The 12,209-nt window shown below is 37.1% G+C and carries 15 protein-coding genes and 1 pseudogene; 3 read left to right on the top strand and 13 right to left on the bottom strand.

What is annotated here, in order from left to right:
* Positions 1-48: 48 nt before the first annotated feature.
* On the bottom strand, positions 49-729 hold the full coding sequence (locus tag V7659_RS18315; RefSeq protein ID WP_335541216.1) for a galactosyltransferase-related protein: 681 nt from the start codon (positions 727-729) through the stop codon (positions 49-51).
* Between the two features lie 758 nt (positions 730-1,487).
* Between V7659_RS18315 and V7659_RS18310 the strand changes: the two genes are divergently transcribed.
* The gene (locus V7659_RS18310; protein ID WP_335541214.1) at positions 1,488-1,961 is read left to right on the top strand and encodes a hypothetical protein; all 474 of its coding nucleotides are present in this window, start codon (positions 1,488-1,490) and stop codon (positions 1,959-1,961) included.
* A 93-nt stretch (positions 1,962-2,054) separates the two neighbouring features.
* Here V7659_RS18310 and V7659_RS18305 read toward each other — a convergent pair whose 3' ends face one another.
* Both V7659_RS18305 and V7659_RS18300 read right to left on the bottom strand, forming a co-directional pair.
* Entirely contained in the window at positions 2,055-2,258 is a 204-nt protein-coding gene (locus V7659_RS18305; RefSeq protein ID WP_335541213.1) for a 3-alpha domain-containing protein, read from the bottom strand.
* A gap of 51 nt (positions 2,259-2,309) precedes the next feature.
* On the bottom strand, positions 2,310-2,417 hold the full coding sequence (locus V7659_RS18300; RefSeq protein ID WP_335541217.1) for an MOSC domain-containing protein: 108 nt from the start codon (positions 2,415-2,417) through the stop codon (positions 2,310-2,312).
* A gap of 118 nt (positions 2,418-2,535) precedes the next feature.
* On the opposite strand from V7659_RS18300, the gene V7659_RS18295 reads away from it, so the two are divergent.
* Positions 2,536-2,784 carry a hypothetical protein gene (locus V7659_RS18295; protein ID WP_335541212.1) on the top strand — a complete coding sequence of 83 codons (249 nt, stop codon included), beginning with the start codon at positions 2,536-2,538 and terminating at the stop codon, positions 2,782-2,784.
* Between the two features lie 198 nt (positions 2,785-2,982).
* Here V7659_RS18295 and V7659_RS18290 read toward each other — a convergent pair whose 3' ends face one another.
* From V7659_RS18290 to V7659_RS18280, 3 genes and pseudogenes are all read right to left on the bottom strand, one after another.
* Complete coding sequence (locus V7659_RS18290) at positions 2,983-3,816, bottom strand: putative protein N(5)-glutamine methyltransferase (protein WP_335541211.1); 834 nt, start codon at positions 3,814-3,816, stop codon at positions 2,983-2,985.
* A gap of 167 nt (positions 3,817-3,983) precedes the next feature.
* Positions 3,984-4,595: a sugar O-acetyltransferase gene (locus tag V7659_RS18285; protein WP_335541210.1), complete on the bottom strand. Its 612-nt coding sequence runs from the start codon at positions 4,593-4,595 to the stop codon at positions 3,984-3,986.
* A gap of 188 nt (positions 4,596-4,783) precedes the next feature.
* Positions 4,784-5,682: pseudogene (locus V7659_RS18280) on the bottom strand (AraC family transcriptional regulator).
* Positions 5,683-5,889: 207 nt separating this feature from the next.
* On the opposite strand from V7659_RS18280, the gene V7659_RS18275 reads away from it, so the two are divergent.
* Positions 5,890-6,870, top strand: coding sequence for an aldo/keto reductase (locus V7659_RS18275; RefSeq protein ID WP_335541209.1), 981 nt, complete (start codon positions 5,890-5,892; stop codon positions 6,868-6,870).
* A gap of 195 nt (positions 6,871-7,065) precedes the next feature.
* On the opposite strand, the gene V7659_RS18270 is transcribed toward V7659_RS18275, so the two are convergent.
* The 7 genes from V7659_RS18270 to V7659_RS18240 all read right to left on the bottom strand — a co-directional run bounded on the left by V7659_RS18270 (position 7,066) and on the right by V7659_RS18240 (position 12,029).
* Entirely contained in the window at positions 7,066-7,848 is a 783-nt protein-coding gene (locus tag V7659_RS18270; protein WP_335541208.1) for an alpha/beta fold hydrolase, read from the bottom strand.
* 686 nt (positions 7,849-8,534) lie between these two features.
* Positions 8,535-9,005: a hypothetical protein gene (locus tag V7659_RS18265; RefSeq protein ID WP_335541207.1), complete on the bottom strand. Its 471-nt coding sequence runs from the start codon at positions 9,003-9,005 to the stop codon at positions 8,535-8,537.
* A gap of 271 nt (positions 9,006-9,276) precedes the next feature.
* Positions 9,277-9,504, bottom strand: a complete 228-nt coding sequence (locus tag V7659_RS18260; protein ID WP_335541206.1) for a cyclase — start codon at positions 9,502-9,504, stop codon at positions 9,277-9,279.
* 65 nt (positions 9,505-9,569) lie between these two features.
* Positions 9,570-9,884 carry a DMT family transporter gene (locus V7659_RS18255; protein ID WP_335541205.1) on the bottom strand — a complete coding sequence of 105 codons (315 nt, stop codon included), beginning with the start codon at positions 9,882-9,884 and terminating at the stop codon, positions 9,570-9,572.
* Position 9,885: 1 nt separating this feature from the next.
* Entirely contained in the window at positions 9,886-10,227 is a 342-nt protein-coding gene (locus V7659_RS18250) for a DMT family transporter (RefSeq protein WP_335541204.1), read from the bottom strand.
* Between the two features lie 24 nt (positions 10,228-10,251).
* Positions 10,252-10,833, bottom strand: coding sequence for a TetR/AcrR family transcriptional regulator (locus tag V7659_RS18245; RefSeq protein ID WP_335541203.1), 582 nt, complete (start codon positions 10,831-10,833; stop codon positions 10,252-10,254).
* A gap of 212 nt (positions 10,834-11,045) precedes the next feature.
* Positions 11,046-12,029 carry a tRNA dihydrouridine synthase gene (locus V7659_RS18240; RefSeq protein WP_335541202.1) on the bottom strand — a complete coding sequence of 328 codons (984 nt, stop codon included), beginning with the start codon at positions 12,027-12,029 and terminating at the stop codon, positions 11,046-11,048.
* Positions 12,030-12,209 lie beyond the last annotated feature (180 nt).

The raw sequence follows: 12,209 nt of genomic DNA, 5'->3' as shown, positions 1-12,209 counted from the left end.
TATATAAAATGTATCTTTCTCAGTAAATATTATTAAAAAGAAACTTAGCTAACGTTCTCTAATGATTTTTAACATTTCCTCTTGGTTTCCATTTGCGAACATGTACCTTGCAACTAGAGCGTCGTTTCCTCTACTATCTGGATTGTTCGCTGGTGGATGCCAAAGATGAAATACTTTTGCGTCGTAGTTCACAAAATTCCCGCACAGTGTATTTACTGACCAAGCAAAAGCGTCATCTTCCCCTCCCCAGCCGATAAAGCGTTCATCAAAACCACCGACTTTTTCAAAATTCCTTTTTGGGATAAGGTTTACTTTACCGGCAAATCCATCGTACATCCAATTAACTTTATGGCAATCTTCTAATTTTACATTTAAAGGCCAGCCCGGTTTAGTTCTCATGACTTTTTCTGTAACATCCATTGGAACATCATATACTTCCTTAAATGGAATTACCCATGCTGCATATTGCAATAATTTTATCGATTCTAGAATAATGTTAGGGTCGAACACAGTATCAGCATCAACAATTAAAAGAATATCTCTTGTAGCTTCTTTCGCAGCAAGATTTACCGCCTTGGCTTTATTAAACCGACTAACTTTTGTTCTGCCAACAATCATTTCGGCACTAGGCATGGTCGTTTCAAAAAATTTTTTCACCCATAGAAATGCTTCAAGTCGTGGACCATAATCATTTTGAAAAGGTATGATTATTGAAACATTCTCAAACATATAACTTCTCCTTTCTATATTAAAAGTACATCCTTTAAAGGTCTTACTCCATATCGTAACTTGGGTTGAAATTGGGTTGAACAATCTATATACAAACAATCACATTCCATAATGCCTGTACAAGACCCGCAAAATTAATAAAAGTCTCAGGAAAAAGGCACAAATAATTGTGCCTTACAACGGTGAGTTTCCCTTAATACATACATTTTATAATATATTCTATTGTGTTTATTTTGGTTTGGATTATTAACTATAATTTCCCTATGCGAAATATAATTTTCCTTCTTGCACTAACCTCCCTCAATAAAAGAAGCGAAAACGCCGAATTACTCCCATTTTCTTAGAATTTCATAGTTATTTACCTATCGGTAAATGTCTTTATAGATGGAGGATCTTCACTTGAAAGGATATATTTGGACAAGGTGAGAAAAAAGAGCCATAACCCATTAACCAACACCTTACAGAAAGTGGTAGATGAGTTAAAATATGATCGCACTGGTGGATGTCCACATTACTCATGGAGGTCAACCCTCCCATGCCTCACAGAGTCTTCGCTCTCAAATTCCTTCGTCCAACCTTTCCATGAGGTGGATGTCAGCCATGCTGCCCCACAGGGTCCTTTGCCCGTAATTTTGTTGCTTTGCCGACTAATCCGTGCTTCAAATGTACCCAAATCTATAACTCAGCCCCTACTACATATGATGGAAATGACTGGTTAAACTAAAGAAGACGAAATAAATAGAAAGGGGGAAAAAGCTGTGACACGGAAACTTATAGCCTTTTTCCTGTTTGTCGGCCTTCTTTTCACCGGCGGTTTTCAAACAGACGGCGAACCGCCAACCGACCCCGTCCAGATGGGGAGGGAAGAAGGATATTATGAAGGAATCCGATCGGGGCTTGAAGACCGTCATAATTTCAGGATCTCCCGTGCTTGGCAGCAGATGCCTCGCTCCAAACTGAGCTTGGACAACAAGATGGAAATAGTTCAGCCTCTCATAAAAATAGGACTTCTTCGACAGGTCTACCTCTCTTTTTCCTCTGGGGAGAAATTCTACGCCTACCTTCATGCCCATCCGGAAATGAATGCGGTACAAGCTGCCCAGCGAATACTCGGGCAGAGGTTTGTGAGGGCGTACGAAAAAAGTTTCCAGAAAGGTTATGAGAAATCACTCACTGCTCCACCCAAAAAGGCGGCAAGTTACGCGGCCTTATTGAGGGAGAAAAAAAAATAAGGGGGAAAATAAAAGGGGCAACCTCAAGGATGCCCTTTAAACTGCACTAAACAAAGGAACCTGGGTGAAGGATTGCCCGTATATTAAAAACAACTATTCCCATCGATTTGTTGGTTTGGATAGAAATTGTTTTAATAATATAGCACGCAGACTTTCTGATAAAGCATCAACCGATAAAACTTTTTCAAGTTTCTCTTTATTAAATCTGTCAAAAAATTTTACATCATTAACTAATGATACAGAAACTTGTTGAGGATGTTCTTCAAGAAGCACTAAGTCATCGTTTGGTGTTACCATTCCCTCCTTTAATACTCTTAAAAGGAACCCTGTTTAACCAGTCTCTCTCATTCAAATAACCATATTAGGTACTTCATATTTTGCAGCAAGTATATAACAAGGATTTCGGGGTTCGGAGACCTGAATAACTGCTTCACCAAAAGTAAAAATATCTCCAATATGGGCAATATCTTCTTAAAATGCTTTAGTTGAAAGATCAAGCGTTAAGTTTTAATTACCATTTTTTTCAATTTCTAATGTATAATTACATTAGAAAAAAATTAATGGAGGAACTTAAGTGAATAAATATGGACGACTTTCATTATTAATGGTTGGTATCTGCATATTATTGTCTTTCTTCATCAATGAAACTAACAAATATCCGGGCATTTTCCTGTTTGTATTCAGTATCTTATCAATAGTAGGAATTATTTTTGCAATCTTATCAAGAAAACTTACAAGTATCATTATTGGTGTAGTTCTAAATAGTGCCACATTAATTCTATTTTTCTTTTTGTTATTGGCAATGGATATTGGAGAAGTATAGATAAGATAAAATAGCCTTTTGTTAAAAAACGAAACAATGAAAAAGCATATATAAATTTGCTAGAAGACGGATAAACCGTCTTTTTTTATTTCTGTATTGAGGTTTTTTTCTTGTGCTAACCTGCCCGTTACTTCAATAAGAAAAAGCGATCCTTCCTTATTGAAGCATCACACCCAGTTCGTTTAGTAAAGACCTTGATTAATCAATACCATCTGGTTTTTCGACAAGCACATTAGGCTCATTATGTTTCGACAGGTTTGGTTTGGTTCCAATTACGACAGTTGCGTCCGATTCATCGTTGTGTATCAATCGAGGTATCAACCCGAATTGGGCAAAGATTTCTAAGGACTGAGACGCCTGCATTTGACTTGTTTCTACTAATAAATGCCCTCCTGGAGCTAGCCAGAGGGATGCTTCTTCTGCCACTCTTCGTTGAATATCGAGTCCGTCATTTCCTCCGTCAAGCGCCACCTTCGGTTCATATAAACGTGCTTCCTGTGGAAGTAGTTCCATTGCCCCTGTAGGCACGTAGGGTGCGTTTGCTACCACGATGTTTACTTTCCCGCGTAGGTTGGCAGGTAGAGCCTTATAGAGGTCCCCTTCAAATACGTGACCACCAAGGTTTGTAACATTTCGGAGAGCACAGCGCACTGCGATTGGATCAATGTCGACTGCATACAACTGAATCCACTCTAACCCTTTTGCAATCGCAACACCAACCGCTCCAGTACCGCAGCAAAGGTCAACGACGATAGCTCCAGTTACTGATAAGGCAACCGCAGTTTGGACGAGGTATTCTGTACGGATCCGGGGAACGAAGACTCCTGGGTCTACAATTATCCTTATGCCGCAAAACTTCGCCCAACCAATGACATGTTCAAGTGGGGTACCTGTCATTCGAAGATTGACCATACTTGAGAGCTCATCCAATGTCATTGACTCAGAAAAAAGAAGTTCAGCCTCTTCTTCTGCAAAAACACATCCGGCGGACCTAAGACTTTCGATTATATTTTTTTTAATTTGGTCTTCCATATAAAAATTAATTTGCTTTTCTATATATACCACCTAATTTTTATAAAAGTATTATAGATAGTTCGTTAAAAATTGGAAAAATCCTTCTTCAACCAACATGCCCCATCAGCACAACAAACAAAAAAAGACCGCAGCAGCAGTCTTAGGTAAGATTATTAATGAATATTTTAAAATAAGTCTTCTTCATCGATTTTCATGTCTTTATGATAATACTTCATGTCACGCTCATTGATTTCCCGCATTACCCTGCAAGGGCTTCCTACTGCTATTACATTGGCGGGAATATCCTTGGTAACTACACTACCAGCACCAATTACTGTATTTTCTCCAATTCGAACTCCGGGTAAGATAATTGCACCTGCTCCGATCCAAACATTATCTTCAATTACTACTGGCAGGTTATACTGTGCCGATTTTCTCCGTAATTCTGGATGAATCGGATGAGTTCCTGCATCAATCGTCACATTAGGACCAATTAATACATTATTGCCTATATAAATATCGGTGTCATCTACCAATGTTAGGTTGAAATTGGCGTAGACATCATTTCCTACATGTGTATGTCGTCCCCAATTTGCACGAAGCGGTGGTTCAATATACACGTTGGTACCTACTTCGGCAAACAGTTTATGTAAAATTTCCTTTCTCTTTTCTACTTGAGAAGGTCTAGTTTGGTTAAAGTCATATAATACCTCTAGACATTGCATCTGTTCTTTCATTAAAGCTTCATCATTACAGAAATATAATTTTCCGTTTTTCATTTTTTCTCTGATTGACATAAATACTCATTCCTTTTTTCAATCGTTTATTGAACTCTCAATCCGTATCCATCTTCATTTTATCATTAGCCTAAAAAATTTGATAAACATCATAGATTTCACCTCGCTAGTCTCCTATATATTGTTTTCTTTAGGTATCTTCCAGAGGTTTCAACTTCATGGACAGATTAATCATATACTTTGTTCATTTAAACGAAGTTCTCTCTTAGTCGGTTTATATCCGCCCTAGGTGAAAAACCAAACATGCGGGAATATTCTCGACTGAATTGTGATTGACTTTCGTAGCCCACCCTGAATGCGACATCAGCCACATCTGATGACTCAGCTAATAACAAACGCCTAGCTTCCTGTAATCTCAATTGTTTTTGAAACTGAATCGGACTCAAAGCAGTTACCTCTTTAAAATGCCGATGAAGCGAAGCGACACTCATATTAGCTATTTCTGCTAGATCCTCTATTCGAAAGGACTTTTCATAGTTATTAATGATATTTTCGATTACGTTTCTAATTCGGATAGAATTGCTGCCTTCTAAAGCCATTTGCTCCAGTGCTTCTCCGTGCTTACCTTGTAAAACCCAATAAAGTATCTCTTTCTTATATAACGAAGAAAGTATTGGAATATGTTTCGGATTGTCTAGTAAACAAGCTAATCTGATTACTGCATCCAACAAAGATGGCTCTACTTCACTAATAAACATCGCTCGTTTCGCATTTTTTCTATGTCCAGATTGAATATCTGTGTCACTTAAAACCTCTAAGACTTCGCTCGTTGTAAATTCAAGTTTGAGTGCCAAATAGGGAGAGTCAGGTGAGGCTTTGATAACTTGCCCTGTTACTGGCAAGTCAACGGATGCCACAATGTAATTGCCAGGACCGTACCTAAAGCATTCCTCTCCCAACCATACCTCTTTCTCTCCTTGGACGATAATGCAAAAGGAGGGTTCGTTAACTCTAGAGATAGGTTCGGTGATAATGGATTCACGGATGGAAATAATGATGGGATGGAGGTAGGATGGACACCATCCTGATCTGTATAACGCTCTATAAGTTTGCCTAGTTCATTCTGCTTGTTGATTTTCCCAGACATGTCTTAATCTCCTTTTTTTCTTCATCTTAGATGGTTTCATTTTACTGGATATTCGCTGCGTGAGAAAGGACTTTGATAGGATTAGGCAAAAACTTGAGACAAATGGGCGTAGGGTTTGTTTAGCAGTTGTGAAATAATTAAAAGGGCAATTACCACGCATAAATTGAATGTGTTTATAATGAAAGTGAGGAATAAATAAATAAATAAATGGAATATGTGAAACTAGGAAATACGGGATTGGATGTATCTAGATTTTGTCTTGGCTGTATGAGTTTTGGTGAAGCGGAAAAATGGATACATCAATGGGTACTTAATGAAGAGCAAAGTCGCTCTATTATCAAAAAAGCACTGGATCTTGGTATTAATTTTTTTGATACAGCGAATGTTTATTCAATGGGAACCAGCGAGGAATTCCTAGGACGTGCCCTAAAGGATTATGCCAATCGTGATGAAGTTGTAATAGCAACGAAGATTCATGGTCGTATGCATGAAGGTCCAAATGGTGCAGGATTATCCCGAAAGGCAATTATGAGCGAAATTGATAAAAGTCTTAAAAGATTAGGGACCGATTATGTAGACCTTTATATCATCCATCGCTGGGATTACAATACCCCTATTGAAGAGACGATGGAATCATTACATGATGTGGTGAAAGCTGGAAAGGCAAGATATATTGGTGCATCAGCCATGTACGCATGGCAATTCCAAAAGGCATTACATGTAGCTGAAAAAAACGGCTGGACTCGCTTTGTATCGATGCAGAATCATTACAACCTCATATACCGTGAAGAAGAGAGAGAAATGCTTCCTCTTTGTAAAGAGGAAAAAATCGGGGTGACTCCATATAGTCCGCTTGCATCAGGAAGATTAACTCGTGATTGGTCAGAAACAACTCAACGCTCTGAAACAGATTTCATATTAAAATCTAAATATGATGCGACTGCTGATGCAGACCGATACGTTGTAGAGCGAGTTGCAGAATTGGCAGAAAAACACGGGGTTCCACGTATTAATATCGCACTGGCTTGGCTACTACAAAAAGAACCAGTAACTGCTCCTATTATCGGTGCAACGAAAATCTCTCATCTCGAAGGTGCTGTAGGTTCTTTATCAGTTAAGCTAACACCTGAAGAAATTACGTTTCTTGAAGAGCCATATGTACCACATCCAATAGTTGGACATAATTAATCCTTTGATTATGAATAGAGAACCCAATTTTCTATTACTAGGAAGATTGGGTTTTATTATAATCTTCGGGAAATCATCATGCTACAATCATTATACCTTCGTCCTTCAGCTAATCCTCCCCCCTACTTTAATAAGAAAAGCCGTCAAATGGCAGCTTGGTCTTCAAAACTTGCTTCTTTAGTTTAAGGAGGACTTTCAACCAATAAATTGCCTTAATAGTTGGTTAAACTTGTCACGTTCTTCCCAGAAAGGACCATGACCGCTATAATGAAACGGAACAAGCTGTGAATTTTTTATTGTTTGTTGTAGTTCATGAGCCTGGGCAAATGGAATAACTTTGTCGTGAACACCATGAACTATTAAGGTAGGGACAAGTATTTTTTGCAAATCTCCATAAAGCTTCTCATCTCTTAGTGTAATAATGATCGCTGCCGTTGACCAACCTGCTGCTTGTAAGCCCAATTGAAAAAACCACTCAGAGAATGAGCTTGTTATATATTGAAAGAAAAAGTTGTCTACTACTTCTCTCATCATTTTAGGACGATCACTTAATGCTTGAGTAAGGAATTTAGTCGCAGTTTCTATAGTAAAGCCTATAGGAGCCGCTGCATCTACTAGGACAAGGTTGGATACTCCGTAACCATTATGTCGGGACATATATCGAATCGCGATTGCTCCACCTGTAGAGTGACCGACAAGAGTGAAATTGTCTAATTGAAGTACATCAACTACTGTACGTATATCATCCGCCAATCGGTCAAAATTGTATCCACTTATTGGCTTATCCGACTTTCCAAATCCTCTCCAGTCAATTCCAATACAGCGGTAACCCATAAAGGGAAGAACATCAAATTGATATTCAAACTGTTTATGACTTAGCGGCCAACCATGTAAAAACACGATCGTCTTACTTCCCCCGGGATTAATATCTTCAACATATAATTTTACGCCTGATTCTACACTAACATAGTATCCCACTCCGATTCCCCCTAAAAAGCTTTGCCAATAAGATATTCCTTAAGGTAAACATAGGTGAATACCTATTACTTATTCGCATGCGATGTCGTCGGTGATTAAGGACGATGCTTCTTGAACTCCCTGCATCCGTTAGCCCAACATAAAAAGACCGCCGCAGCGATCTCGTTCTTAAACTCTTGCACCCATTCTTAGGTCAGTTTTCTACTATTATCTTTAGTAATGAAAACGTAATAGAGCCCTGTCAATGTTTGAGTTAGTAAGAATATTGGAAAAGAGTACGACAATTGATAGTTATTTTGATAAGTAAGGATATGAAGAAGTGTAAATATCCATTGAACTGTAATACCAATAAAAGCCCAAGCGGTAATATAAAATATAAATGTTATTTTATTAATCCGTAACACATGATAAAAATACATGAAAAGATAACCAAATGGGGCAAATAATGAATAATAGAATAGATCAAATAGTTCATAGTGATTACTATCGTTTTGCTTGTAAAAATCTAGGAGACCTCCACCTATCGTAAAATCAAACAACATACCAGTTGATAAACCTGCAAGTATACTTATAAAAGTTACGTCCCTACCTAGTTTTTTTGGTAAAAACATCATTATTGAGTAACCGATAACATTCATTATGATTAGTGAAATCTCATTTAGGCTAAAGTTTTCGATCCAAATCATTTAATGTTTAGCTCCTTTTAAAACTAATGAGTTGTAACAGTTTAGAATAAAATATCCTAACAAATGTAATAAGACATAGTATAGATAATCATAGATCAAATTCCATTGATGGAAATAGACAACATCAAGTTTTAGTAAAACAATTTTAATTAAAACTAAAACAAAGGAAGAAATAAGAATCGCTGAAATTTTCTTTAACACTGTCGAGTTTCTAGGAATACTACTCATTCCAAGTACTATAAACACTGGGATAATAAAGGTACGATGAATAATATATGCTGTATAATTTAATGGAACTTTAGAATATGTAATATATTTTAGCTCATCATTTGTTATCCAACTCCGGTTAATATCAATAATAAATATAAAAAATATGATGGCAGAAATTTCTATTTTTGAAAATGGTTTCTTCATTGCATAAAATATACTTATAATTAACCAAGCTAAATAAACAATGATTGAAAATGCCATCCTAAGTCCACCTCTATTTTTATCATCAACTATATTTAGACTTTGAATAAATAAAGGGATTTATACATTATAGGCAATAAGATGTTACACTATATAACATAGATTGTAAAAAACCTTCGGCAAGAAAACCAAGATGATACTCCTTTTGTTTTATAATTTCTAATTCAACTAATCAGCACTTTAGCTGAACAAGAAAAAAAGCCGCAGCTGCGACTCTTTGTTTCTCTCAACCACTCTTTAGTTATTTCCTTTAGCTATAAAAGGGGTATTTTCAACTTTGCTCATCAGAAGGTCTCCGTTTATGTTTTTCATTAATGATTTTCTTGTTAAGTATCCTTACTTTACCAACCATTAGCAACCTCATATCTTCTACAATATATTTAGCTAACTCTTCGTCAGTAATGTCATCGCCATCAATATCAAGACGAAATTCCTGACCTTGAATACCCCCACCGTTCGTAAACTCGATTTCAAAGTCAAATTGAACTCTTTTATCCATATAGAATCACACCTTAACCTTGGATTAAAATTGATCTAAATATATATATATTCAGGTTAACAATTCTACGATGTCATTTTTAATCCAATGACTGCTACTAATATTAGAGCTATAAATAAAATACGTCTCCAATCCTTTGCTTCTCCATAAAAAAGCATTCCAATAATCGTTCCACCTACAGTTCCGATCCCTGTCCAAACGGCATAGGAAATTCCCGCAGGGAGGGTTTTCATTGCTAAACCCAGAAAACTAAAACTAAAAATAAATCCAATGAACAGTATCATATATGACTGTAAGTTTTTGTCTTTAACTACTTTATTCATACCTGTAACCCCAACCACTTCAAAAGCTCCTGCCAAAATGAGATACATCCAAGCCATGTTACACTGCACCTTCTTTCTTACCGGATTCAGTTGTGACAAGCTTTAAGCCTACAACACCAGACAGAAGTAAGAGAATAAATAATACTTTCGTCCAACTAAAGGCCTCTCCAAATAACAACATCTCCACCACAACAGTCCCAGCTGTCCCTATTCCAGTAAAGATTGCGTAAACTGTAGCAACGGGTAGGCTTTTTGTCGCTTTTATCAGTAAAACGAATGATATATATATAAGTAGAGCAATACCAGCCCAAGAAAGCCAGTTGCTCGCATGCTTTAGTCCTAATGCCCACAAAACCTCAATAAGGCCAGCCAATATGACAAATACCCAATTTCGTTTCATTTTCATATCCCCCAAAAAATATAATTATTCCTTCGAAAGTCCACGCCAATAAAGATACCAAGAGGCATCCAATCTCTTCATTGAGCGTTCGGACCCTCCATATAACATTTCAACAAATATTCCATCTAAAACTCCTAAAAATGCAGAAGTAGCTCGTTTTGAATCAATGGTTGAGCTAATTTCTCCCTCCACCATAGCCTTCTCAATGACCAACAGGAGATGATTTTCTACCTTATCCAAATACTCGTAAACATAACTTATAACCTGTTCATAAAGATGATTGGGTGGAAAGAAAGAGATTCGAAGCCAAAATTTTGTTATGTTGTTCTTCTCATATCTTTCTTTATATAGCAAAAGAAAATTAAATAAGAATTCCTCTATAGATTGTGTCTTGTTACTGTTTATATAATTAATAACGAATTTTAATTCGGCATCAAATACATCACTGCAAACCTGTAGAAAAAGTTCATCTTTTCCTTTGAAATGAGTGTAGATCGATTGTTTTTTGATTCCTACATCATCAGCTATATGTGCCATGGATGTTCCTTCATATCCCTTATCCGTGAAATGATTCAGTGCAACATTCTTTATTTGATTATAAGTCATAAAATCCACCTTCCGAACGGTCGTCAGTTATATTTTAAAACTTATCACACATTAATCTTTCAGTCAATACAATATTTGGCTTAATAAGGTTTTACAATTCTTATTGGGCTAATCTGCCCTTTAGTCGAATAAAAAAAAGGCTGCATCATAGCAGCCAAATTAATTACATGTATTTCTTCACAAACACTCCTATTTTCACTTTCCCCGTCACATCAACTATCTTTTCCAAAGTTATCAAGCAAAGCACGAACTTCATCTGTTGATTTCGTGTTCATCAATTGATTTCTTAATTCAGCAGCTCCAGGGAATCCTTTGACATAAATTTTGAAAAAGCGATGAAGCCCTGTGATGGAACGAGGCAGTACTTCCGCATATTGATCTTGAAGATCCAGCTGCAGTCTTAAAAGATCAAGGTATTCATTACTGCTATGCTCTTTTGGCTCTTTTTCAAAAGCAAAAGGATTTTTAAAGATACCTCGCCCGATCATAACGCCATCAATACCATATTGTTCAGCAAGCTTCAGACCCGTTTGACGGTCAGGAATGTCTCCATTGATTGTTAGTAGTGTATTTGGTGCGACACGGTCACGTAATTTTTTAATTTCCGGAATTAGCTCCCAATGCGCATCTACTTGGCTCATTTCCTTTCTTGTCCGTAAATGAATAGAAAGGTTCGCAATATCCTGTTTTAAAATATGCGTTAGCCACTCTTCCCACTCCTCAACCTCCTCGTAGCCAAGTCGTGTTTTCACGCTGACAGGCAGTCCGCCCGCTTTTGCAGCTTGAATAAGTTCAGCCGCAACGTCTGGACGTAGAATTAGGCCACTACCTTTCCCTCTCGATGCCACATTCGGTACAGGGCAGCCCATATTAATATCGATGCCTTTAAATCCTAGCTCTGCCATGCCAATACTCATTTGTCGGAAATATTCGGGATTATCCCCCCAAATATGTGCCACTATTGGCTGTTCATCTTCTGTAAAAGTCAGACGGCCACGCACACTTTTCATGCCCTCTGGATGACAATAGCTATCCGAGTTTGTAAACTCTGTGAAAAATACATCCGGTCGACCGGCTTCACTTACTACGTGACGGAAAACAAGATCTGTCACATCTTCCATTGGGGCAAGTACAAAAAATGGCCGTGGTAAATCACGCCAAAAATTATCTATCATTTCAAACTCAAATCCTCTCAATATGGATACAACTTTAAACAATCGTTAAAAAAAATAAAAAGTCAAATGCTCCACTTCTTTTATACTTATATCATGCTTAATAACTTTTTATCAAACACAAGTATATTTGTACATTTATTATTTGTGAAAAACTATTGTGAAAATCAGCAGTATATATTTTAACTGAAATCGTTCCTGAAT

The organism is Neobacillus drentensis (assembly GCF_036966985.1).
GTDB classification, from domain to species: Bacteria; Bacillota; Bacilli; order Bacillales; family Cytobacillaceae; genus Neobacillus; species Neobacillus drentensis_E.
Note: the sequence above shows the minus strand (reverse complement) of the source record. Positions and strands in the feature narration are given on the sequence as shown.